General features: G+C 67.8%; 22 protein-coding genes and 1 pseudogene. 18 read left to right on the top strand and 5 right to left on the bottom strand.

The genetic code is table 11. The features are described 5' to 3' along the window. Window positions 1-1,163 precede the first annotated feature (1,163 nt). The 3 genes from ACFPGP_RS22325 to ACFPGP_RS22315 all read left to right on the top strand — a co-directional run bounded on the left by ACFPGP_RS22325 (window position 1,164) and on the right by ACFPGP_RS22315 (window position 2,811). On the top strand, window positions 1,164-1,583 hold the full coding sequence (locus ACFPGP_RS22325; RefSeq protein WP_378593548.1) for a hypothetical protein: 420 nt from the start codon (window positions 1,164-1,166) through the stop codon (window positions 1,581-1,583). 86 nt (window positions 1,584-1,669) lie between these two features. After that, entirely contained in the window at window positions 1,670-2,401 is a 732-nt protein-coding gene (locus ACFPGP_RS22320) for a hypothetical protein (protein WP_378593546.1), read from the top strand. Window positions 2,402-2,535: 134 nt separating this feature from the next. Continuing rightward, window positions 2,536-2,811, top strand: a complete 276-nt coding sequence (locus tag ACFPGP_RS22315) for a hypothetical protein (RefSeq protein WP_378593544.1) — start codon at window positions 2,536-2,538, stop codon at window positions 2,809-2,811. 256 nt (window positions 2,812-3,067) lie between these two features. Here the strand turns inward: ACFPGP_RS22315 and ACFPGP_RS22310 are convergent, their stop codons facing one another. Beyond that, window positions 3,068-3,754: a hypothetical protein gene (locus ACFPGP_RS22310; RefSeq protein WP_378593542.1), complete on the bottom strand. Its 687-nt coding sequence runs from the start codon at window positions 3,752-3,754 to the stop codon at window positions 3,068-3,070. Window positions 3,755-3,832: 78 nt separating this feature from the next. Here ACFPGP_RS22310 and ACFPGP_RS22305 point away from each other — a divergent pair, with 78 nt between their 5' ends. Next, entirely contained in the window at window positions 3,833-4,099 is a 267-nt protein-coding gene (locus ACFPGP_RS22305) for a hypothetical protein (protein ID WP_378593540.1), read from the top strand. Window positions 4,100-4,333: 234 nt separating this feature from the next. After that, window positions 4,334-5,017: a hypothetical protein gene (locus ACFPGP_RS22300; RefSeq protein WP_378593537.1), complete on the top strand. Its 684-nt coding sequence runs from the start codon at window positions 4,334-4,336 to the stop codon at window positions 5,015-5,017. Window positions 5,018-5,050: 33 nt separating this feature from the next. On the opposite strand, the gene ACFPGP_RS22295 is transcribed toward ACFPGP_RS22300, so the two are convergent. The 3 genes from ACFPGP_RS22295 to ACFPGP_RS22285 form a co-directional block, all read right to left on the bottom strand. Beyond that, window positions 5,051-5,788 carry a DUF5677 domain-containing protein gene (locus ACFPGP_RS22295; protein ID WP_378593535.1) on the bottom strand — a complete coding sequence of 246 codons (738 nt, stop codon included), beginning with the start codon at window positions 5,786-5,788 and terminating at the stop codon, window positions 5,051-5,053. Beyond that, window positions 5,785-7,176, bottom strand: a complete 1,392-nt coding sequence (locus tag ACFPGP_RS22290) for a hypothetical protein (protein WP_378593533.1) — start codon at window positions 7,174-7,176, stop codon at window positions 5,785-5,787. Before ACFPGP_RS22290 ends, ACFPGP_RS22295 begins: the two co-directional genes overlap by 4 nt. A gap of 313 nt (window positions 7,177-7,489) precedes the next feature. Then, complete coding sequence (locus ACFPGP_RS22285) at window positions 7,490-8,083, bottom strand: hypothetical protein (protein ID WP_378593532.1); 594 nt, start codon at window positions 8,081-8,083, stop codon at window positions 7,490-7,492. A 1,323-nt stretch (window positions 8,084-9,406) separates the two neighbouring features. On the opposite strand from ACFPGP_RS22285, the gene ACFPGP_RS22280 reads away from it, so the two are divergent. The 4 genes and pseudogenes from ACFPGP_RS22280 to ACFPGP_RS22265 all read left to right on the top strand — a co-directional run. Further along, entirely contained in the window at window positions 9,407-11,101 is a 1,695-nt protein-coding gene (locus ACFPGP_RS22280) for an ELWxxDGT repeat protein (protein ID WP_378593530.1), read from the top strand. 94 nt (window positions 11,102-11,195) lie between these two features. Beyond that, complete coding sequence (locus ACFPGP_RS22275) at window positions 11,196-12,239, top strand: TIGR03032 family protein (RefSeq protein WP_378593528.1); 1,044 nt, start codon at window positions 11,196-11,198, stop codon at window positions 12,237-12,239. Window positions 12,240-12,495: 256 nt separating this feature from the next. After that, window positions 12,496-13,179: a nuclease-related domain-containing protein gene (locus ACFPGP_RS22270; protein ID WP_378593526.1), complete on the top strand. Its 684-nt coding sequence runs from the start codon at window positions 12,496-12,498 to the stop codon at window positions 13,177-13,179. Continuing rightward, a pseudogene (locus ACFPGP_RS22265) lies at window positions 13,079-13,339 on the top strand (helix-turn-helix domain-containing protein); the annotation flags it as partial. The gene ACFPGP_RS22270 and the pseudogene ACFPGP_RS22265, both read left to right, overlap by 101 nt. Before the next feature lie 42 nt (window positions 13,340-13,381). Here the strand turns inward: ACFPGP_RS22265 and ACFPGP_RS22260 are convergent. Continuing rightward, a complete protein-coding gene (locus ACFPGP_RS22260; RefSeq protein WP_378593524.1) occupies window positions 13,382-14,437 on the bottom strand; it encodes a LacI family DNA-binding transcriptional regulator in 1,056 nt (351 codons plus the stop codon). Between the two features lie 131 nt (window positions 14,438-14,568). On the opposite strand from ACFPGP_RS22260, the gene ACFPGP_RS22255 reads away from it, so the two are divergent. From ACFPGP_RS22255 to ACFPGP_RS22215, 9 genes are read left to right on the top strand one after another with little or no spacing between them, the layout of a single operon-like run. Further along, window positions 14,569-15,696, top strand: a complete 1,128-nt coding sequence (locus ACFPGP_RS22255) for an ABC transporter substrate-binding protein (RefSeq protein ID WP_378593522.1) — start codon at window positions 14,569-14,571, stop codon at window positions 15,694-15,696. Beyond that, a complete protein-coding gene (locus ACFPGP_RS22250) occupies window positions 15,672-16,547 on the top strand; it encodes an ABC transporter permease (protein ID WP_378593520.1) in 876 nt (291 codons plus the stop codon). Before ACFPGP_RS22255 ends, ACFPGP_RS22250 begins: the two co-directional genes overlap by 25 nt. Further along, window positions 16,544-17,371 (top strand): ABC transporter permease, encoded by an 828-nt coding sequence (locus tag ACFPGP_RS22245; RefSeq protein ID WP_378593518.1) that lies wholly within the window; start codon window positions 16,544-16,546, stop codon window positions 17,369-17,371. The genes ACFPGP_RS22250 and ACFPGP_RS22245 overlap by 4 nt, the downstream gene beginning before the upstream one ends. Beyond that, the gene (locus ACFPGP_RS22240; RefSeq protein ID WP_378593516.1) at window positions 17,364-18,497 is read left to right on the top strand and encodes an ABC transporter ATP-binding protein; all 1,134 of its coding nucleotides are present in this window, start codon (window positions 17,364-17,366) and stop codon (window positions 18,495-18,497) included. The genes ACFPGP_RS22245 and ACFPGP_RS22240 overlap by 8 nt, the downstream gene beginning before the upstream one ends. An 11-nt stretch (window positions 18,498-18,508) precedes the next feature. Then, on the top strand, window positions 18,509-18,925 hold the full coding sequence (locus ACFPGP_RS22235) for a VOC family protein (protein WP_378593515.1): 417 nt from the start codon (window positions 18,509-18,511) through the stop codon (window positions 18,923-18,925). Window positions 18,926-18,967: 42 nt separating this feature from the next. Continuing rightward, window positions 18,968-19,753, top strand: a complete 786-nt coding sequence (locus ACFPGP_RS22230) for an SDR family NAD(P)-dependent oxidoreductase (RefSeq protein ID WP_378593514.1) — start codon at window positions 18,968-18,970, stop codon at window positions 19,751-19,753. Between the two features lie 3 nt (window positions 19,754-19,756). Continuing rightward, window positions 19,757-20,557: a polysaccharide deacetylase family protein gene (locus tag ACFPGP_RS22225; protein WP_378593513.1), complete on the top strand. Its 801-nt coding sequence runs from the start codon at window positions 19,757-19,759 to the stop codon at window positions 20,555-20,557. Continuing rightward, a complete protein-coding gene (locus ACFPGP_RS22220) occupies window positions 20,554-21,747 on the top strand; it encodes a C45 family autoproteolytic acyltransferase/hydolase (RefSeq protein WP_378593512.1) in 1,194 nt (397 codons plus the stop codon). The genes ACFPGP_RS22225 and ACFPGP_RS22220 overlap by 4 nt, the downstream gene beginning before the upstream one ends. After that, window positions 21,744-22,808: a tartrate dehydrogenase gene (locus ACFPGP_RS22215; protein WP_378593511.1), complete on the top strand. Its 1,065-nt coding sequence runs from the start codon at window positions 21,744-21,746 to the stop codon at window positions 22,806-22,808. The genes ACFPGP_RS22220 and ACFPGP_RS22215 overlap by 4 nt, the downstream gene beginning before the upstream one ends. Window positions 22,809-23,122 lie beyond the last annotated feature (314 nt).

Genomic DNA, 23,122 nt, shown 5'->3' with positions numbered 1-23,122 from the left:
GCGCACTCGGAGGCAAGCCACCAATCAGTCGACTGCAACCAACCTGACGGCCGGGTACAGCTAGGCGCCTCTTAGTCGTCGGTGCAGACGTAAGGGCGCCAGTCGCTCGGGCCGGTCCCGGCTGGGCCAGCCATCACCGTGAACTCCTTGGGGCCCGTCTGTTCTGCGTCAGACCACCTGAGGTGTGTCTTCTTGCCGGACCGAAGGTCGAAGTCCCAAACATCAACTACCTCGCCCCCTTGCACCGTGGCGGCCGGACCCGGGAGGGCGAGAGGATTGCCTTCGGAGCAGCCGTAGTCACCGTCTTGAAGTGGCCTCCCTGGCTGCCCCATCGCCCACCAGCCCAAGACCACCATCCCCGCGAGGCCGATCCCAATGAACCAGGCATGGAGATTCGGCGTCCGCGCCTCGGTGCTACGGCGAGAGGAAGCTGATGGCCCGGTCTCCGGCAGGGGAGGAAGTATCCGGGCGGTCGAGTCATGTGCCTGCGACGCGATCCGCAAGCCACACGCCTTGCAGAAAACTGCGTCGGCATCGTTCACGTGACCTTGCTGACAGAGCATGGCCCTCCCTCTGGGCCTCGGTGCGGCCTCTAGCGGGAGCACGCTACAACCCGTGACGCGCGGGAAGGTCGAGATCGGCACGACTCGCCGGGCACGCCAACGTCTGCTGGACCTTGTGCTCGCCCGGTCGTTGCCCCACCACGAGCAGACCGAGGGCGCCCTCATGGTTGGGCGTAGTCGAGCCATCGGCGCAGCCCACAGGGGTGGCTGGACGGCATCGTTCCCATGGGATCAAGACGCACTCGAAGTCTGAGTGGAGCCTTCGCCCCGCCGGTGTCCAGGAGCGCCGCACCGGCAGAGCGGGAGAGACAACCCGCCGAGTCGACAGACGGAGACGAAGGACGTGGCCCGCGCTAGGTCCTGGGGAGAATCCAGGCTCGGCAACTGAGCACGATGTTGGTAGAGATTCCGACCGTCAGCGAGTGGTCGTCGCAGGACGCGATACCGAAGCCGACTCGTGCGCAAGGAGGTGCGAGACCTCCCCGCAAACCAAGGCGGAGCCGCTGTAGTCCCTATCGAACGGGTAGGGCGCAGTGTGCCCGCTTCACCAAGCCCCACAAGCGCGAGCTTGAAGACCAACAGCAAGTTGAGGAGGCGAGTGTGAAGCCGAAAGCGCAGGCGAGACTGAAGCGTCTTCGAGCCGTTGAACTGCTAGCGGAGGGAAAGTCCTACGACGAGATCGCGACCGAGGTCGGGTTCGCACACCGGGGTTCGGCTCACCGAGCCGTACACAAGGCGCTGTCCGAACGCGAGATCGAGAACATCGACCTGTGGCGGACGCTGGAGTCGGAGCGCTTGGACAGCCTGCTGAACGCCTTCTGGGAGGACGCCCTGCACGGTGACCCGACAGCAGCCAGGACGGTTCTCCGGGTGATCGACCAGCGGTGCCGACTCCTTGGTCTGCACCCAGACTCGTCGAGGAAGAAGACCGACGACGGTCCGGCCTATCTCGTGGTCGGTCCCGTCGATGCCGAGGAGCTAGTTCGACGAGATGATCAGCATGAACTCGACCCCCCGTAGGCAACCCAGGGGAAGCAACCGGCCTCGTCGGCCTAACCTCCAAGCAGGTCCCCGGCTCGGCCTCACAGATGCCGCACAATGCAGTCATGGACGAGATGACCAACAGCTCAGTGGTGGGTCGGCTGCTGGAGGAGATCTCGTGGGAGGGGAACGCGCGCAGGTACAGGGAGGGTGGGCGTGGGCGCGAGAACGTGCTGACTGCCGAGGTGTTGATGCCCCTGGCGTACCTGCCCCGTAATCGCTTCCTGGGTGAGCTGTTTCGGCGTGCCCATGGCGCCGACGCCGCACGGGGAGTTGTCGCTGACGAGGTGGAGAAGGCTGAGTTCACCCTGCTTCCCGGCGATGTCTTCGTCGGCCCCGAGGGCGCTGTCCAGGTCCAACCCGATGGCTATCTCAGCTCGGAGTCGGCGCTGGTGCTGGTGGAGGCGAAGCGGATCCGGTCGGCGTCGTTTCAGCAGAAGCAGTTGGCCAAGGAGCTGCTGGCGGTGGTGCAGGAGGCGGGGGAGCGCACGCCACTTCTCCTGCTGATCCTTGGCTCGCCGCCACCGGTCCGGGTGAAGCGCACGGGTCCGGTGGAGCTGCTCGAAGCCGTGGTCGGCGACCTGGAGGCAGTGGCCGAACGAGCCGACTGGACCGGCCCGCCGGTCGCGGACCTGGTGGAACGAGTGCCCGAGATCGTCGCCTGGCTCACGTGGGAGGAGATCCGCAACCTGGTCACCGAGCAGCGTAGGGCCGGTCCCGAGCTGCCCCCCGAGATGGAAGGGACTGTCGAGCGTCTGTGCGAGGCGGTCACCAGCGCCATCGACTGGCACTCCTGACCCCATGCCGGAGCTGGTGAAGATCAGCAGGTGTGCGATCACCCCAGTCGAGAACCCCTGGGCCCTCCCGCTGCGAGAGCAATCGACTTAGGCTCTGATCACCGCCCTGCACTGCGCTTGGACAGGAGACGCCGGTGGAATCAGACGAAACCATGACGGACGAACCGGCCGCGCAGAGGGAGCCCAGACACCTGCGGCGGATTGCCTGTCCCGTCCAGCGCTGCGATTGGACTGGAAGCCACTTCGCCCACCACATGCGCGAGAGCCACTACAACCTGACCTTGCAGATCCTTTGGGCGTGGGCTGACCTCGCGCATCAGGAAGGCACCGGCGGCGCGCTCGCTAGAGCCATGACTTCGTACACAGACGAGCGGCTCGATCTCATCCCTGCCGCGCCCGAGCCGAATTAGCCCCGATCCGAAGGCGCGTGCGGGACATCGAGAGTTGACGCTCCCGCGCCGCGACCCAGACGCCGGTGGCCGCGACCCTCACGTGCGCGAACCGCCACCGCACAGATGCTCCGTCACGCGAATCAGTATCAGATGATCGAGGTCAGATCCCCACTGACCGGCGCGTCCTTGGGCGCCCCGGCGGCGAGGTCGTCTTGGACATCGAACGAGTGGCCTCGCCTGCTGCCGTGGTCACACCAAGAGGTGGAGGGGGGTCCTAGTAGGGAGGCTCATCCAAGTCGGGAGGCTCGTCCTCAGGCACCTCATGCCACCATGGGACTTCTTGCCCCAGGCGACCCGGGTCGCGGGCGGCTTCCCGGAGACGGGCAGACTCTGCAAGCAAGTCTTCGAGCCGTGGAGCACCGTCCCAGGTGACCCCTCTACGCAATGCCTCCGCTTGATTGCATAGCTTGTGGGCCGGACCGAGGTAGTCGTAGCGGCCGCCCGTTGAGTGGTCGTGCGCCAAGTCCCAAGTGTCCCAAGCCGCTCCCGCTTCTATTCGACGGGACGGCATGAGGCAGTCGTGCTCCAGGCACTCTGCGCCATGTAGGCGGATGATGTCCTTCCACGCGGCGCGCAGCTTCTTGTGGGCCTCTCCGTATCGGTCACCGGTCCTGTCCTCGATCGTGCCGCGATGCGGCTTCGGTCTTCGGCGGGCGTCATCGGCGCCGTCATCGTCTTCGGGCCATCCGTCGACCGGCTCGTAGGTGTACTTGTATCCGAACTGCTGGCCGAACTTCCCCGGCCATTCCATCCGGCGTCGCACGTATCCGCGGCGGCGCATCTCGCGCTTCTCGCGCCAAGATTCGATGCCGTCCATGATCCCCACGATGAACGGCGTGAGGGAGAACAGCACGAGGGCAACCAGCAGCAAGGTGAAGATCGCCTGGCCGATGAACTCCATGGGCCGATTATCCGGCGCGGCGAGTGTCATGTCGCCGTCTTGTCGAACGCTGCCGACCAGAAGAACTAACGTGTGATCGTGCGCGAGGTCGCTGATCAGGACAAGGTGTGGGTCCGCTACAAGGACCGCTGGTATCCCGGCGTCCTAGAGACGTGGAACCGGGAGAAGGGCGCCCTGCGCTGCTGGGTCAGCTACGCGGTCCCAATCAACGGTTGGCCGGGAGGCTGGTACCAGTTCGGCGAGGTCCTGCATGATCTGGACGGCGATCCCAACGACGAGGCCCAAGGCTGGGTCGCTCGGGTAGAGGCAGCGGCGAGGCGCACACCGACCCCATCGAGCGACTGAGGACCTCGAAGCCTTGATTAACATCATCCAGATCACGATCTGCTGCTGCCACTGCCTCTGGCAGGACGCGGGGATGCCGTGATCGAGGTCGATCTGCCGGGGACGCGCAGGCGCCGAGCACGATTACGCCGCTACTTGGAGAAGAGCCTCCTCCGGGACGACGAATTCCTTTGCTCGACCTTCAGCGAGTGCTTTAGCTCCCGTCGCGATGGGGACACCTTCCGGGAGGGGACCATGAGCCACGTCGGCCACCGCTACGACCTCGTGCTCGACGACAAAGCGCTGCGTGTTGTCGTGGTCGGCCAGGAGTCGGGCTGGCCAAAGAACCCGCGCTTTGCCCAGCGGGTCTCGCTGGCTGATCGCTATCAGCAGGTCCACGGAGTGAGCGGCCTCGCGCGCCACTACTACACCGATCCCGGCTACCCGGGACGTAACCCTCACATGCGCGGCACCACGTCCGCGCTGAGGATCATCTTCGGCCTGGGGCTCGGCACCGATCACGAGGCCGAGTTCGTCAACCCCGTCAACGGGAAGCCCTTCCACCTCTTCGACGGGTTCGCGCTCGTGAACCGCCTCCTCTGCTCTTCCAGCTCACCAGAGAGCAGCAAGGGCCGCCCCACGCGGACGATGTGGCAGAACTGCGGCACCCACTTCCGGGCCACGATGAAGATCTTGGAGCCAACCCTCGTCGTCGTGCAGGGCCACTCGGTGGCCAAGGCCGTGAACAGGGACCTCCCAGTCAGTAGGCAGCTCGGCGATCACCTGTACGAATCAGACACCGATCTCGGCCGCATCCTCGTGGCCACCTTCTCGCATCCGTCGGCTCACGGGTCCCTGCGCTGGGGAGACAATCCGAAGGCCATCTACCTGACGGAAGTCGTAGAGCCGACGCTGACCACCGCCGTATCCCTGCTGTGACTGCCGTGCAGGCGCGCCACGAGCGACCGGGATCTACGCCGAGTCCTCGTCCAGCGGGGGAAGCCCTCGTCGTGCTCGGACCCGATCATTGGCAGCGCGTGACCTGGCCTCAAGGTCAGCGAGCGCGTCAGCCCAGACGGGCTCTTCAAACATCGAGTGGAACAAGCCGGTGGACTCCAACAAGAAGTCGGCGGTCATCTTGAGGTTGTCGGTCTCGTCGTCAGATCGGTCCCGGAACGCATTGCGTTCCAAGTCCGCGTAGTCGATGGCGGACTGGTAGGTAGCGTGAACTCGTCCCACTTCCACCAAGTAGAAGACCAGCTCACTCTGCCCTGGGTTCTGCTTCGAGAAGTACTTCATCTCTTCCCTGCTGCGGTCCCAAGACTGCTCGTCGATGTCGTCGATCACGGCCTGCATCGCGTCTGGGTCGACGGATGCCCAGTTCGCCAACGTTGTGGCCGTTCTGAGTCGCTTCAGGCGTGCGACGTGTTCCAACGCCATCACGTCCATCACGGCGTCCCCATCCCTGGCTAGCCACCTCAGTGCCACGGTGTGCTCGATCACGGTGCGCCTGATCGGCGCGGCCTCTGAGTCGTACCCAAGTTGATCCAGGGCGACGATTGCCAGGCAGCTCCTGCGCACCCGCTGGTACCAGCCGTGGGCCAGGTTTGAAGAACGTCGGTGGCCATCTCGGAGATGGAGTGCTGTCATTGCGGGGTACAGACGCAGCAGGTCCTCCAGAATGGGACCGAAGTCGTCGTCGGAGATCACGGGGTTTCACCCCGGTGGGTAGCGCTGGCATCAAAGCTGGGCGATAGGCGACCCCGAGCCGCCCACATGACAGCCCGGGCTTCGCTGGCTGTCATAGCACCGGTACGGACGCGGATCGCTAGAGCGAACAGCGTCCTGGAGTCGATCAACAGACCGCCGTCCTCGGCGAACAGCGCGATGTCTACGTCTGCCCCTTGCAGCACTTCAGGGCGCTCATCAGGGTCCTGCTCAGCAAAGTGGTTGAGGATCAGCCAGCACCTAGCGGGCGAGTCACCAGCGTGCTCCACGGCGTACCGGAGCTGATGACGCTGCGCCTGGGTGATGGAACCACCGCCACCCTTGGCATCGCCCTTGACCTCTACAAGGATCACTTCGCCTTGATGGTCCGGGTCTTCGAGCGTGAGATCGTGCGCCCTTGCCCTTCCCTCACTTGAGCGTCGTGCATCCTCATCAATCGCGGTGAAGCCGAGGTCGGTGATCGCCTCGGTCACACCGTCCACCAGGTCCTCACCCTTCGACGTGATCAGTCTGCGGAGTCCGGCGTCCGCGCGAGCGCGGGCAGACTGCGCATGAGCTTCTAGGGCTTTCCGTTCGCGAACATAGTCAGCCTCCCATTCCTCACGTCGGCGCTCCAGCAACGCGAGGCGGGTGACTGCATCTGCTTCCTCTGGCGTCTGCCACGCGGAGCGGCTCGACCACGAGACCGCAAAGGGGAGTCTGTCCGGGGTCAGCTCGTGCCACTCCCGCATCGCGGCTGCGAGCCAAAGCTCAGGGTGGGGAGAGTCGTGTGGCAGCATCCATACGACCGACTGGTGGCGCTCAAGGCGGCTGTACTTCCTGAAGGCGCCTGCGATGACGTTGCCGTCGGCGTCGAAGAGGAACGGGACCATCAGGTCCTCCAGATCTTCACGCAGGCGCACGGGCTCATCTCGGGCGTTGTAGGTGCCTCGGCCGGGAACTACCAGGAACGGTCGTGACGCACGGTCCTGCAGTGCGGGAACCAACTCGTGCCTGACAAGCCTTGCTACCTCAGAGGGCAGATTGTCCGCCACCCGCATCGTCCGGCCGTGGTTCGTGGACCCGTATCGCAGCGAGCAGCCGCCGCCCTGACGCGCGATCATGGAGAAGCGCTCAACACCGAAGGTCAGTGCGTGCATGTGCTCGGGCGGGGACGCCTGGCTGCCGAGGAACTGGGATGAGTCTCCGACGCCAGGCCCGCGCTGAACCCAGAGATCCCAGTCGAGCTCGCGATGGCCAGTGAGATCGTCGGACTCCGTCAGTACCAGCGTTCCCTCCACCATCGAGCGCATGGTGTGGAGGCGAGGATCATCTTCCTCGTACCCCACGACGACTGCCTGGGGATGCACAACGGCATCGATCTCGACCACGTCACGGAGGGTATGTGACGGCGCCGACGGTACGGTACGGAGTCGGCGACGGGAGGGTCTGCTCGTCAGCGAGCCGAGTTCTACCCCTGGGTCTCCCGCAGACTGGGACGGCATCGGATTGGTAATCCGGTGCCGGAGCCGTGGGTCGGACTGCAACCTTCCATCTCGCCGTTCGTGGTCGACCTTCGTGGCCGTTCACCCCAGGCTCCTCAGGACCGCCGCGTTGATGTCGGGGTCTTGGGCCGCCCAACGTCGCCGGTCTCGGCGTCCCGTCCCGATGTCAGCATCAGAGCAGAGGGCATGGCGGCTCCCTTCAGACCACCGCGTCGGGAAAGGACAGCCCCTCGATACTCATCGCCGCCGCGCGCACTACATCCGCGCGGCCCTCAGCAAACTCGACCCACTTCGCGTTGTCGCCCTGCGCGATCCCCTTCGCCTTCTCCACGAGAGAAGTCAACAACTCAACCGTGAGCCCAAGCGCGGTCCTCGCGTGCTGCGCCGAAAACGTGACAAAGCGCGGCTCGACGCCTGCATCGATGTCAGGCCGGTAGACCGTCTCTTGAAACTGCGCGTGCGGATGCACAGCCAGGTCTCTGAATCTGAACAGCTCGCTGAGGAACTCGCGGACCGTCGGCATGGCTGAGCTCTTGATCTTCAAGTGGTAGTGAAGCGTCGCAGCAATCTGAGCGTGTCGAGCCGTTCGGTTCCTTTTCCAGGCTTGGGCGTCGGGATGGGGCCCGAAGCGCTCCACGATGGTTGTGTAAAAGGCGTCCACCGCGAAGGCGCAGGCTGCGATGGCAGTCATGGCAGCGCGAAACTCGGCTTCCATGGCGAGCGCCTCTAGGTCACCCAACCCCGCCTCGGGAGTTCCCTGGACCACGTGGCCGTGCAGGGTGCTCTCCTCCATGCCCGCAAGTCTTGTGTTGTCGCATCCCACCAACATCCAGTGATGCCAAGTGTCTACGCGAACTTTCAGTGTTACGGGCGGCGGAGCTGATCCGTCCAAAGGGATCTTGATGTTGGTTGCTCGGACATCCATGCCCTTGGTGATGAAGATTCCTGGCATCGCGCGCCCTTCAGGTTGCCAAACGCTCAGCCACATGCGTATCACCCGCGCGCCGCCCAGAAGGTAGATCGCGACGAACGGGACGGTGTTTCCGCGAGGGCGCCACGCGGCCTTCGGCGTTGCGCCCGCTCGCGATTGGCGTCGGCCCCGGGGCAGCAGTAGACCTGTTTCGCGTGTGCGAATGTTCGCAGCGGTGGGACGGAAGGGTCGAAACCGGCTATCTGGCAGCCCAGCCTGCCAAACTGTCAGAGGTCCCTGGAGTTGAAGTCGAGCTCTATTGGTCAGGCCCTGGCCCGGGGGGCCGCTGAGGTTGAACATTCGATACGTGGGCATTGTGGCCGGAGCGTAGGAGTTCGTCCGTGCCACGCCTGCCATCGGCATGACATGCGTCAGCTCGGAGGGAGCTAGCTGATCACCTTGATGTCGGCCTGATCTGCCAGACCCATTGGCCGAGTCCCGAATGGGAGCAACGCATAGATAGCCCTATCACCGTCGCGGTCACGTCTCGGATCAGCTCCTGTAGGCGTGGACTTGAAGATGATCATCTCCTTGGGCCCGCCCGGCGAGGCTTCAAGCCCACCGCACGCTCAGCGGCAGTGAGCGGATGGGTCCAGGAGTGCTCTTCCGCCTGAGTCGTCCTCCCTCCCGGAAGGGACGGAGTGGAGGCATCGGGCCCTAGGACCCTGGCGGCGAGGTCGACCGGGGGCGCACGCTGGAGGGCAGCGGATCGCCGACGAGGTCGAGCACCAGCGGCCGACCCTCGAGCGAGCCGAGCCGAACTGAGAGCGAACGACGGGGGCCCACATGCGGTGCCCAGACGAGAACCGGGAACTTCCAGCGTCCGCGTTCGAAGACGACCCCTTCGAGGTCAGGTGCTCCAAGGTGCCACCGGCCAGCACGCCGTCATCGGCCCGGTGGACGCCAGATCCCTGCACCCGTCGGAACGCAGTCATGAAGCGAGGCCACCTCTGAGCAGGAGGAAGGGTGATGAGCAGTCGACGACGCCGCGCGCGGTACCAGGTCGAGAGGGCGCGTGTTGCCAGGAAGAAGATGATCCGTCGTGGTGCCCGTCGGGCGCGACCCGGAGCCGGAACCCATACGGCTGCTGCCGCCACCGCAGCTGTGTCTGTGGCGGCGATGGTCACAGCGGGTTTGGGGACGCCGGTGGCCGCAGCACCCCTGGCCGCCGACGCCGGGGCGGCCCCGGCTGGTCCCTGCGGGACAGCGGCTGCTGGTTCCGACGCTCTGCGGGCGCTGTGCGACAACCCGCACACCCCGGGAAGCCTCCCCAACCAGCTGGTCGACGTCGGCGGGACCATGTTCTTCCAGGCCGAGGACTTGACTGACGGCGGCGGGAAACTGTGGAAGTCCGACGGCACGGCGGACGGCACGGTCCTGGTCAAGGACTTCCACGGGGGCACCTACAGCTACATCTCCGACATGACCAGCGTCGGGGACACCTTGTTCTTCACCAGGTACGACTACGACCAAGGCAAGGAGCTGTGGAAGTCCGACGGCACTGAGGCCGGCACCGTCCTGGTCAAGGACATCGTTCCGGGTGACGCCGGCAGCTACCCGAGGGGCTTGATCGAGGTCGGCGGGACCCTCTTCTTCACCGCTTCCGACGAAAACGGTTGGGAGCTGTGGAGATCGGACGGCACCGAGGCCGGGACGGTCCTGGTCAAGGACACCCGCCCGGGCCGGTTCTCCAGCTACCCGAGCTTGCTGACCGACGTCCAGGGAACCCTGTACTACACCGCCCAGGACGGCGTTCACGGTCAGGAGCTGTGGACGTCCGACGGCACCGAGGCCGGCACCGTGCTGGTCAAGGACATCCTTCCGGGCCGGCACGAGAGTTACCCGTACTCACTGACCGACGTCCAGGGAACCCTGTACTTCACCGCCGCTGACGGCGTCCACGGTCGCGACGTGTGGTCCTCGGACGGCACGGACGCCGGCACCATCTTGGTTAAGGACCTTGCGGGCAGCGCTCGCCCCGGCGCGCTGACCGACGTCGGAGGAACGCTTTTCTTCCGCGCCACCGATGCGACCACCGGCCGCGAGCTGTGGACCTCGGACGGCACCGAAGCCGGCACCTTCATGGTCAAGGACATCTGCCGGGGCCAGGACTCGAGCCGCCCGGGCTGGCTGACCGACGTCGGGGGCAGTCTGTTCTTCACCGCCCGGGACGGCGTGCACGGCGAGGAGCTGTGGACCTCGGACGGCACCAAGGCAGGCACCGTCCTGGTCAAGGACATCACCCCCGGACGCGACGGAGACAGACCGCACTCCCTGACCGCGGTCGGCGAGACGCTGTACTTCAGCGCCGACGACGGCGTGCACGGCAAGGAGCTGTGGACCTCGGACGGCACCAAGACAGGCACCGTCCTGGTCAAGAACATCACCCCCGACCGCGTTCGCGATGGCGGGCCGTACAACCTGATCAAGGTCGGCGGGACCCTCTTCTTCACCGACGACAACGGGCGCCTCGGTTACGAGGTGTGGAAGTCCGACGGCACCCGGGCCGGCACCACCATGGTGAATGACATCAACAAGGGGGGCTGGTTCCTTGTCGGCTACAAGACGCCCAACACCCGAACCGGCACGATGAAGATCAGCGTGGACGTGGATGCCACGGGGCGGGTCACGGTTGCCCCCGTCGGCGACTCCCAGTTCAAGACGGCGGCCGCGTCCAGTGCCGTCGGAGAGCCGGTCTGGGTCACGCTGGCCCCCACAAGGGCAGGGTTGAGGCAGCTCAAGCAGACCGGGAGGCTCCCGGTCAGGGCGCGGTTCACGTTCACCCCCTGCGACGCGCCCGACCGCAGCTACGCCCACCGCTACGTCCTGCGGATGCGGTGATGTGGCGATGAGGCCCGCTGAGGAGGTGCCGGGTCCGATAACCACGAGCGACGAGGGAGCAGGCGTCGGGGGAGCGAACGCCGAGGGGACGGAGGTGCGGTACTTCCACAGCGACCTGTTCCCGCGCCTGCTGGAGGAAGCGGCGTGCTCGCTGCTCATCTCGACCTACCAGGCCGGGCAGCTCGTCGCGGTCGGTGTCGCCGACGGGCAGCTGAGCTTCTCCTTCCGCCGGTTCGACCAGGCGATGGGCATCGCCCTCGGCGCGGAGTGGCTGGCCGTCGGAGGCAGGGCGGAGGTCTGGTCGCTGCGTCAGCACTCCGACATCGCGCCCGCGATGGCGCCGGCGGGCCGTTTCGACCGCTGCTGGTTGCCGCGAGCCTCGACGGTCACGGGCGCGATCCAGTGCCACGAGATGGCGTGGGGCACCTCCGAGACCGGTGAACCGGACCTGTGGATCGTCAACACGCTGTTCTCCTGCCTGGCCGGCCTCGACGGCCGCCACAGCTTCGTCCCGCGCTGGCGGCCGCCGTTCATCTCCGGGCTCGCCGCGCAGGACCGGTGCCACCTCAACGGGCTGGCGATGCGAGACGGGTCGCCCGCGTTCGTGACCGTGATGGCGCGCACCGACGAGCCGCGCGGCTGGCGCGCGGTTCGCAACGACAGCGGGGCCGTCATCGACGTCGCTTCCGGCGAGGCGGTGACCACCGGCCTGTCCATGCCGCACTCACCCCGCTGGCACGAGGACGACCTGTTCGTCCTCAACTCCGGCCTGGGCCGCCTCGAGCGCGTCGACCCGGCCACCGGAGACCGCGACCCCGTCGCGGCCCTCCCCGGGTACGCCCGCGGGCTCGCCATCCATCGCGGCCTGGCCTTCATCGGGCTCTCCAGGATCCGCGAGACCGCCATCTTCGGCGGCGCACCGATCGCGGCCCACCACGACCAGCTCAAGTGCGGCATCGGGATCATCGAGCTCGCGACCGGCAACACGGTCGCGACGCTGCAGTTCGCCAACGGCGTGGAGGAGATCTTCGACGTGCAGGTCGCGCCCCGGACGCGCTGCCCGACCCTCGGCGGGGGACCTGACACCGGAGACGAGGTCTGGGTGCTACCCAGCGAGCGACCTCCAAACCTCGCGTGAGCGCCCCCGCCGGCCCGGCACCGAGTGGGCACCTGCCACAACGTTCCCCGACGCGCCGATGCAGCACCGCATAAGGAGTCCGAAGACGTTTCTTCCCTTTCCCCCGGGGCCGGTGAGTGGCATCACGATCAGCAGCCCGACGCCAGCACGCCATTCGAAGGACCGATCAACAAGCTCAACCAGTCCCGGCGCTGGTTACCTTGGTCCGTGGGCGAATCGGCGGCCAGGCGATCCTCTGGCGGCTACCGTCGCCGATGTGGGTGACTCGGTCCCGGACGAGAAGCGGATGCGCTTGAAGTACACCGGCAACTGTCGCGGGTGCGAGCACGAGCTCCCCGCAGGCGCCGAGGCGATACATGAGCGCGGCAACAAGACGGTCCGGTGCCTGGAGCACCCCCACGAGACCGTGACCGACGCGGAACAGCCCGAGGTGCTGCATCCGGGAGTTCCGGGTGCGTCGGCGCGCCGTGAGTTTGAACGGCGCCACCAGCGCCGCGAGCGGGAGATCCGCACCAAGCACCCCAGGCTGGGTGGACTCATCCACGCCTTGAGCGAAGCCCCCCAATCCATCGTCGCGTGGGACACCGGAGCCGTGGGGGAAGAGCGGCTGGGGCGACGGCTCAACCAACTGGCCTCCGACAAGTTGCTCGTCCTCCACGACCGACGGATCCCTGGCAGTCGCGCCAACATCGACCACATCGCCATCACCCCCAGCGGGGTCTACGTCATCGACGCCAAGCGGTACCGAGGCCGACCCGCCGTCGAATCGAACTCGGCCTTCTCCGACCTCGAACCGAGAAGCTCCTCGTGGGCGGACATGGACGAGATTCTGGTCGCGGCTGCGGGCCGGGCTTGCGGTGAAGCCAGCGGCTCGGGCGTTGGGCTTGTCGACCGGCACGGTACGGGCCTACCTGGTGCCGGGCGGTGGGATCAGGCCTGACCCACGGCCTCGTGGGGTGGGTCGGCTGAGTTTGGAGGAGCGTGAGGAGATCAGTCGCGGTCTGGCCGCGGGTTGGTCGCTGCGCCGGATCGCCGCGGACCTTGGCCGCTCACCCTCGACCATCAGTCGCGAGGTCGCCGGCAACGGTGGCGCTCGGCGGACGCAGTTCTTCGTCGACGAGACTACGTGCCGTCGGCCGTACTCAGCGGCGCGTCCTCGTCGAGGCGCGCTCGATGAGCCGAGCAGGCACGACGCGGGACCTTTCGGTCGAGCCGTCGAGGATGATGTCGGCGAGCAGCTCGACCGCCTCACGGCCGAGCGACTCGGCGCCGAGGTCTACGGCGGTGATCGGAGGGTCGCTGTTGCGGGCCTGCTCGGCGTCGTTCCCGGCGGCGATGAGCAAGTCGCGCGGGACCTCGAGGCCCATCTCGCGGCAGCGGTATGCGAACCCGCCGGCGTGACGGCCGGTCTGGCAGAACACCGCGTCGGGTGCGTCGGGCTGCCCCATGAGCTCCGTGGCCAGCCGGGCACCGGCCTCGACGCCCCCGTCCTCGGGCAGCCGGAGCACGCGAGGGGTCCGGCCGTGCTCCCTGGCCCAGGCACGGTAGGTCCGGCGCGCCACGTCGTTCCACGAGTTCGGCTCGGTGCCGGACACGAACACGATGTCGCGACCGCCTCGGGCGGCCAGAAGGTCGAGGACCTGCCGGGTGGCGGACTTGTCGTCGTTGGAGACCCATGCGGTGCGCGACTTGTGGGCGGGGTCCCACCCGATCGTGACCACCGGGATGCCGTCCATGACCAGACGCTCGACGAGGGGGTCGTTGGACCGGGGGTCCTCGATGACGTAGCCGTCCGCCCACCGGGGATCCTCGTCGCCGGGCGCGTCGGTCGACGGCACGAGCATCAGGCGGAAGCCCCGGTCGAGGGCGGTGAAGGCGGCGGCGCCGGCGACGCGGCTGAAGTGGTCCACACCCTCCGGCCGGTAGCTGCCTCCGAAGTCCAGCGAGCGGACGCTCAGCGCCAACACGTTGGTCCGGCCCGCGCGCAGGCCGCGTGCCATCGGGTGCGCGACGTAGCCGACGCGTGCGGCCTCGGCGACCACCCGCTGGCGCGTCTGCTCGGAGATGGTGCCCTTGCCGTTGAGGGCGAGGGACACCGTGGACAGCGAGACGCCGAGGTTGGCAGCCACGTCGTGGATGGTCGGACGGCGGGCAGCGCCTTCCTCGTTGTCGTCCGTGCGGGGTGCGCGCCGTGCCATGTCCGGAACTCTAGGCGATGGCGACGCGCAGGACGGCCATTGTCATAAAACGTTTTATGCACTACCGTCCGGAACCACGTCAGGTGGGTGACTGGCGTCACGTTCGCCCCCCGTCCCGAGAGGAACCGCAGATGAGCAACGACTCAGTCCCTCAGCTCCTCAGGCGCCGCACCGTGTTGGCCGGCCTCGCCGGTTTCGCCGGCGCTGCGGCCTTCGCGGGCTGCGGCGGCAGCTCGAGCAGCAGCTCGCCGCAGGCGAGCAAGGCCACGGTCGCGCCCGAGGCCGACGGCGACCTGACCTGGTTCACCTGGGAGGGCTACGTCGAGCCCTCGATCGTGAGCGACTTCGAGAAGAAGTACGGCGTGAAGGTCTCGATCGTCCCGTACGACTCCAACGACACGATGCTGCAGAAGCTCGCCGCGGGTCAGCCCTACGATCTGGTCACCAACAACAGCGCCTACATGCCGCAGTCCATCCTGGGCGGCCTCCTCATGCCTCTCGCGCTCGACGCGCTCGACAACGGGGGCGAGGTCGTCGACTACTTCCAGAAGCCGGCCTACGACAACGGCGACAACCTCTTCTCGGTGCCGTACTCGGGCGGCCCGACCGGCATCGTCTACCGGACGGACAAGATGTCCCCCACCCAGTCGTGGAACGACCTCTGGGACAACGACGAGGCGGCCGGCCACGTCTTCGTGCTCGACTACCAGCCGGACACGATCGGCGCCAGTCTCCTGCGCAACGGCGAGGACCTGAACTCCGACGACCCGGAGGCGGTCACCGCCGCGGTCGACGGCCTGATCGCGTTGAAGCCGAAGCTCGGTGGCGTCTCGAACGACTCGCGCACCAACGTCGGCAACGGTGACGCCTGGATCCACCACGCCTGGGTGCCCGACGCCTTCGCACTGATGAAGGACTCGAAGTACGCCGACCAGCTCGACTTCGAGGTCACCACGACGGAGGGCGTGCCCTTCGGCATGGACCTGCTGACCATCGGGGCCAACGCGAAGGCGCCCGGCACGGCCATGCTCTTCATCGACTGGATCCTGTCGCCGGAGATGTCGGCACGCAACGTCGGCTACACCGGCCAGCTGGCCGGCACCAAGGCCGGCGACGCGGCTTACGACGAGGTCATGAAGGACTTTCCGTCGCTGATGGTGGGGGAGGACTACTACGAGAACGCCCTGTGGCGCGAAGCAGCCACAGGGGCACGCAAGGACCTCTGGACGCAGCAGTGGAACCGGTTCAAGGCGGCGTAGCGGCGTCGCGCCGGCAGTGGACGCTGCTGCTGCTGCCGGGCTCGATCACGCTGGCACTCCTGTTCCTCGTCCCGCTCGGGATGCTGGTCGTCTTCTCGTTCGGGACGACCGACATCGTTGGTCGTCCGCAGCTCGGGTCGACGCTGGACAACTACCGACTCGTCTTCCAGGACTACAACGCGGCCGTGGTCCTGCGCACCGTCGAGTACTCGGTGGCGGCCACCGCGTGCTGCCTGGTGCTCGGCTACGCGGTGGCCTACACCGCGGCCCGCTTCGCCGGCCGCTGGGGCGGGGCGATCATCGTCCTGGTCACGGTGCCCTGGCTGGTCGACTACCTGGTCCGGATCTACGCCTGGAAGCAGCTGCTCAGCGACGGCGGCCTGCTCAACCAGACCCTCGACCGCCTGGGCGCGGGGCCGGTGTCGATGACCGGGACGTCGTTCGCGGTCGTGGCCGGTCTCGTCTACGGCTACCTGCCGCTGATGGTGCTGCCTCTCTACGCGTCGTTGAAGGACCTCGACCCGTCGGTGATCGACGCCGGGAAGGACCTCTTCGGGAGCCCGCGTCAGACCTTCTTCCACGTGACGCTCCCGGCCACCCGGCCGGGCGTCGTCGGTGGCTGCCTCCTCGTCTTCCTGCCGGTGCTCGGCGACTTCGCAACGGCTCAGTTCCTCGGCGGTCCCTCGAACACGATGATCGGCAACATCATCTCCGACCAGTTCGTGGCGTCGGGATCGCAGACCTTCGGGTCCGCCCTCGCCGTGACCCTGATCGTGCTGCTCGTGCTGTGCGTGGCGCTCACCGCTGTGGTCCAGCGTGGTCGCGGCAGGGTCACGGAGGTGCTGCCGTGAGCGGCTCGGGAAGCATCGACCGTCCGCGGTTCCTGTGGGTCGTCACCGGGGCGACGCTGGCATTCCTGTTCGCACCGCTCGTCGTCGTGGCGGTCTTCTCGTTCAACTCGTCCGCGTCGCTGACCACGCTCGACGGCGCGAGCCTGCGGTGGTACCGCGCATTCTTCGACGACGCCGACCTGCTCGCCTCGCTGCGGCTGAGCGTGGTGATCGCCGTGATCGCCTCGGTCGCCTCCGTCGCGCTGGGGACCCTCGTCGCTGTCGGCATCCGCCGCGGCAGCCGCCGGGTCGGTGGTGCGACGAACGGCTCGGTCTTCCTGCGCGTGCTGACGCCGGAGACCGCGACCGGCGTGGCACTGCTTCTGCTGTTCACCCAGCTGGGCATCCCCCTCTCGACCACGACCGTGGTCGTCAGCCACACAGTGCTGTGCCTCGCCTTCGTGGCGGTCGTGGTCGGCAGCCGGCTGGCGCTGCTCAACCCCGAGGTGGAGGACGCCGCGATGGACCTGGGCGCCACGCGGTTGCATGCGTTCCGGTTGGTCGCACTTCCCGTGCTGTGGCCGTCGATCGTCGCGGCCGGGTTGCTGTCGTTCGTGCTCAGCTTCGACAACTTCATCACCAGCTTCTTCACCTCCGGCGTCGGCGTCCCGCCGTTGCCCGTCCGCATCTACGGGATGCTCAAGTTCGGCGTCACGCCCGTCGTCAACGCCATCGGGGTGCTGATGCTGCTCGCCACGGTGCTCGCCGTCGGTCTCTCTCTGCTCCTCACCGCCCAGGTCCGCAAACTGCGCGGCAGCCGCCCCGAGGAGGTCGCTCGTGGTTGAACCGTCCGTCACCGACGTCGCCGCTGTCGAGATGCTCGGCGTCACCAAGAGCTTCGGCAGGGCCACCGCCGTGGACGCGGTCAGCCTGTCGGTACGCCGGGGCGAGTTCTTCTCCCTGCTCGGCCCGTCGGGCTGCGGGAAGACGACGTCGCTGCGGATGCTCGGCGGGTTCATCGTCCCCGACGAGGGCACGGTGCGGCTCGGTGGCAAGGACGTCACCCGCGTGCCGCCCTACAAGCGCGACGTCAACACCGTCTTCCAGTCCTACGCGTTGTTCGCCCACCTCTCGGTGGCCCAGAACGTCGCGTTCGGCCTCAAGCGACGCAAGGTACCGCGCGCCGAGATCGCCCGACGGGTCGACGAGATGCTCGCCCTGGTCGACATGGGCGACCGGTCGCGGGCGATGCCCGCGGAGCTCTCGGGCGGGCAGCGCCAGCGGGTCGCGTTGGCGAGATCGCTGGTGACGATGCCGCAGGTGCTGCTGCTCGACGAGCCTCTCGGCGCACTCGACCTAAAGCTGCGTCGGCAGATGCAGGTGGAGCTCAAGCGCATCCAGCGCGAGGTCGGCATCACCTTCATCTACGTGACCCACGACCAGGAGGAGGCGCTGTCGATGTCGGACCGGATCGCGGTGATGAACTGCGGGCGGCTCGAACAGGTCGACACTCCCGACGCGCTCTACGCCCGCCCCTCGTCGGCCTTCGTGGCGGGATTCATCGGCAGCTCGAACCTGCTCCGCGTGCGCCGAACCGGTCCCGGGGCCGAGACCGCCGCGGGCGTGCTCCTGCCGCTCCCCTCGGACGCCCCCGCCCTCCCCGACGGCTCGGCGTTCGACCTGCTCCTGCGTCCCGAGCACCTGCTCCTCGACCCGACCGGCGACGTGGCCGCGCGCATGGAGGGCACGATCACCGACACCGTGTTCCTCGGCTCGGTCACGCAGTACCGCGTGCGCTGCGCCAACGGCCTCGAGCTCATGGTCAGTGAGCCGAACACCAGCAGCCACCACGCGCACGTCCGCAGCCCCGGCACCCGGGTCACCGTCGGCTGGCACGCGGACGACGCCGTCGCCCTGCCGACCGGGCTCCCGGACCCCGCGCCGGCCGAGAACGCAGCCACCTCCCAGTGAAAGGAACGCACGTGGGCCTGGTCATCGGCATGGACAACCACGACATCGCCTGCCTCGACATCGAGGCGATGTACGACTTCTACGTCAACACGCTGGGCATGGTCCCGGCGTACCCCTTCGACCCGCGCGAGCAGTGGTTCGCCGCGACCGCGGGCAGCACCACCCTGTACTTCTTCCGCGGCGAGGGCGAGCACCTGCCGAAGGCGGGGCCTGACATTGAGCACAACCGGCCGGGCCTGGAGTCGCTGGCCTTTCTCGTGGCCGACCTCGACAAGGCGATCGCGGAGCTGGACGGACGCGTCGAGTGGTGCGGCGACGCCGAGACCTGGCGCCACCCGAACGGCTCGTGGTTCTACTTCAGGCACTTCTACGACGTCGAGGGCAACAAGCTGAGCCTCAGCGAGGCACACGACATCAGGTGGAGCTGAGGCTCCCTCTGCACGCAGAGCACCCATCGAGGAGAGAACACCATGCAGATGCAAGGACGAGTCGCCGTCGTAACCGGCGCCGGACGCGGGAACGGCCGCGCGATCGCGGAGCGGCTGGCGACCGAGGGCGCCACCGTCGTGCTCGGGGACCTCAACACCGACGACCTTGACGACGTGGTCCAGGCGATCGAAGCGGTCGGTGGCAAGGCGGTCGCGCAACGCTGCGACGTGTCGCAGGAGGCCGACGTCGAGGCGCTCGTGGCCACCGCCGAGGGCCTCGGGGGTCCGCACGCGATGGTGGCCCAGGCCGGCGCGATGCACGAGGGCACGCTGGAGTCCACGGCGCCCGAGCAGTGGGACCGGTTCCTGTCGGTGGACGTGCGGGGGAGCTACCTGTGCGCCCGCGCGGCGATCCCCCGGATGCGGAAGCTCGGCGGTGGGTCCATCGTGCTGATGTCGGGCACCTACGCCTACATGCCGGAGTACGCCATCGCCGTCCAAGCCGCGGCCAAGGGCGCGATCATGTCGATGACGCGGGCCATCGCCGTCGAGGTCGGCCCGGACAACATCCGCGCCAACTGCATCGTGCCCGGCTACATCGAGACCCCCATGGTCACCAACTGGGCCAACATGCACGCCGACCCGGACGCCGCGCGGGCGGCCGCTGCTGGCCTGCACGCGCTGCGACGGATTGGCAAGCCCGAGGAGGTCGCCGCAATGGCGCTGTTCCTCTGCTCCGACGAGTCGTCGTTCTCGACGGGGCACCCCTACCACGTCGACGGCGGGCTCGCCGCAGGCATGAACTACGCCCAGCACACCGGTGACTGACCGGTGACGACGCCCCCGCCCGGCACGACCTCCTCGGCCTCCTTCACCTTCGATCTGGACGCCGAGGAGGTCTGGCTCGCCGAGGACCCGACGGCCTCGCGCCGTCCGGTCCTGCTGTCCCAGGGCGCCTACGGCCCCCGCGTGGGGCTGCCCGCCGTGCTCGGGCTGCTTCGCGCCCACGGCGTCCGGGCGACGTTCTTCGTGCCCGGCAGGGTGGCCGAGACGTACCCGGCCGCGGTGGAGTCGGTGCTCGAGGCCGGGCACGAGGTCGCCCACCACGGCCACACGCACCGGGCACCGGCCGAGCTCAGCCTCGACGAGGAGGTCGACGAGTTCGAGCGAGGCCTGGCTGCCCTACGACACGTAGGAGTGGTGCCGACGGGCTACCGCGCACCGTCCTGGGACTTCAGCCCGCACACGCTCGGCCTCGTCGCGGACCACGGGTTCGACTACTCGTCGAACTTCATGGACGAAGTGCGCCCCTACGTCCACCCGTCGCGAGACGTCGTCGAGCTCCCGGTGCACTGGACTCTCGACGACGCGGCGCACTACTGGTTCGCCGCGGACACCTGGACCAAGAAGATCTCCACCAACGGCGAGGTCGAGCAGATCATGGTGGCCGAGGCGGACGGCATCGCCGCCATGCACGGGTGCGCCGTCTACACACTCCACCCTCAGATCATCGGACGGCCGGGTCGGCTGCCGCTCCTCGACGAGCTGCTGCGGCGTGCGGCGTCCGACCCATCGGTCTGGGTCGCCACCGCGGCAGAGATTGCCGCCCACACACGGAAGCAGGAATCGTGAGTCGAGCAGTGCCGTACCGGCGGATCCGGGTCAGCGGGACCGCGCACGAGCGAGGGGTCCAATACGGGCAGCAGGCGCGGGAGGAGGTCCTGCACTGCCGCACTGCGTACGAGGAGGCGTTCCAGAAGTCCGTCGGCTGGACGTGGGCCCAGGCCGTCGAGGCCACTTCCCACCTCGTCGCCCCGGTCGAGGACGCCTTCCCGCAGTACCTCGATGAGATGCGGGGCATCGCCGAGGGGACCGGCGTCACGTTCGAGGACGTCTTCACGATGAACGCAAGGACGGAGGTGATCTGGGCGGCGACGGTGCGCCAGTCGGAGGCCGAGCGGGCCTGGCTGGCGCGCGAGTGCAGTGCGTTCGCGCTGCTGCCGTCGCGCACCGAGGACGGCCATACGCTGGTCGGTCAGAACTGGGACTGGCTGGTGCACAGCTTCGACAGCCTGGTCGTGCTCGAGGTCGAGCAGCCCGACCTCCCCAACTTCGTCACCGTCGTCGAGGCGGGACTGCTCGCGAAGTCGACCATGAACTCCGCCGGGCTCGGGGTCGCGGTGAACGCGCTCGTCACGTCCGCCGACACTGCCCAGCCCGGGATCCCGTTCCACGTGCTGATCCGGGCGTTCGCGGACTGCGAGTCGCTGAGCGATGCCGTCTACATCGCCTCCCACCACGTGCGTTCCTCGTCCGGCAACTACCTCATCGGGCACGCGGACGGGATCGCCGTCAACCTCGAGACGGTTCCGGGCGACTACCGCGGCATCACCCCGATCCTGCCGGTGGACGACGCCCTGGTGCACACCAACCACTTCGTCCGCGACGTCCCCGGGAGCCGGGACGTCGCGCACTACGCGATGGCGGACAGCCTGGTGCGCCTCCAGCTCGTCCAGCGATCCATCGCCGAGTCGATCGCGCCCCTGACTGTCGACGCGTTGCGCTGTGCGCTCTCCGACCACGCGGACTTCCCAGCGGCGGTCTGCTGCCACCCCGATCCCCGCGAGCCGCGGTGGCAGCAGTGGGCGACCGTGATGTCGGTCGTCCTCGACCTCGATGCCCGCACGATGTACCTCAGCGACGGGAACCCCTGCCAGAACGAGTACCGCTCGCTGACCTTCGAGGGGCTGCTTGACAAGCCGTCGCGACTCGCGGTGCTGCGCGAGCAGCTCGAGGGCGGTTCGCGGGACATCGCGTCGTGACGACCTACGACATCGCGCTCGTCCCCGGGGACGGCGTCGGTGGTGAGGTGGTGGCCGCCGGCCGGGAGGTGCTCGATGCCGTCGCCCGGACGAGCGACGCCGACATCGGGTTCGCCTGGACGACGTACGACTGGGGCAGCGGCTACTTCGCCGAACACGGTCGAATGATGCCCGAGGATGGCCTCGACCTGCTGGCCCCGCACGACGCGATCTACTTCGGGGCGGTCGGGTCGGCGCAGGTGCCCGACCACGTGAGCCTCTGGGGGCTGCGCCTGCGCATCTGCCAGGGGCTCGACCAGTGGGCCAACGTCCGACCCGTGCGCTTCCTCCCGAACGTGCCGACGCCCCTGCGCACCACCGGTGCCGATCTGGACTGGGTGGTCGTCCGGGAGAACAGCGAGGGCGAGTACGCCGGCCTCGGCGGCCGCAACCTGTCCGGGCGTGGGCCGGGGAACGAGGTCGCCGTTCAGACCTCGCTGTTCACCGAGAAGGGCTGCGAGCGCATCATGCGCTACGCGTTCGAGTTGGCACGCACCCGGCCGAGGCGGCGGCTGACGAGCGTCACCAAGAGCAACGCGCAGCAGTACGGCATGGTGCTGTGGGACGAGGTGTTTACGCGGCTGAGGGCCGACTACCCCGACGTGGAGACCGACTCCTGCCTGGTCGACGCGATGGCCGCACGATTCGTGCTGCGGCCCGCCTCGCTCGACGTCATCGTGGCGAGCAACCTCAACGCCGACATCCTGTCGGACCTCGGCAGCGCCATGGCCGGCAGCCTCGGGCTGGCGGCGAGCGCCAACCTCGATCCCGAGCGTCGCCACCCCAGCATGTTCGAGCCGGTGCACGGATCGGCACCCGACATCGCCGGGCTCGGTGTCGCCAACCCGGTCGGCGCCATCGAGAGCGGAGCGCTGATGCTGGAGCACCTCGGCCAGGACGCGGACGCCGCCCGTCTCCGTCGTGCGGTGGACGCTGCCGCCGCGGCCGGCGTGCTCACCCCGGACCTGGGCGGCACGGCCTCGACGGCGGACGTGGTCCGCGCGGTCCTCGACCATCTGTGACCGACCTCGTGCCCACCACGGACTTCACCAGCGGACAGCTCAGCGAGGTCCGCTACACCCGGGCGAAGGTGATCGACATGATCTTCTTCATCGAGGGTGGCTACACACACAAGCACTGAGGTGCGTCGTGCCGTGGCCGTAGCCGGTTCCATGGATGGCGGTGAGCACACCGATCGTCGAGATGGCACCCTGATCCGCATGTGGACCGATCTCGACCAGGCGTACCCGGAGATCTTCGGTGAGTACCGGGATCTGTCGGAACGGGCACCTAGGCTCGCGGCCGTGCCAGATCCCGTCGTACCACCCGCCAGCGA

The sequence above is a fragment of the Nocardioides taihuensis genome (assembly GCF_042657275.1).
Classification (GTDB): Bacteria; Actinomycetota; Actinomycetes; order Propionibacteriales; family Nocardioidaceae; genus Nocardioides; species Nocardioides taihuensis.
This window is presented reverse-complemented; position numbering and strand designations above follow the sequence as displayed.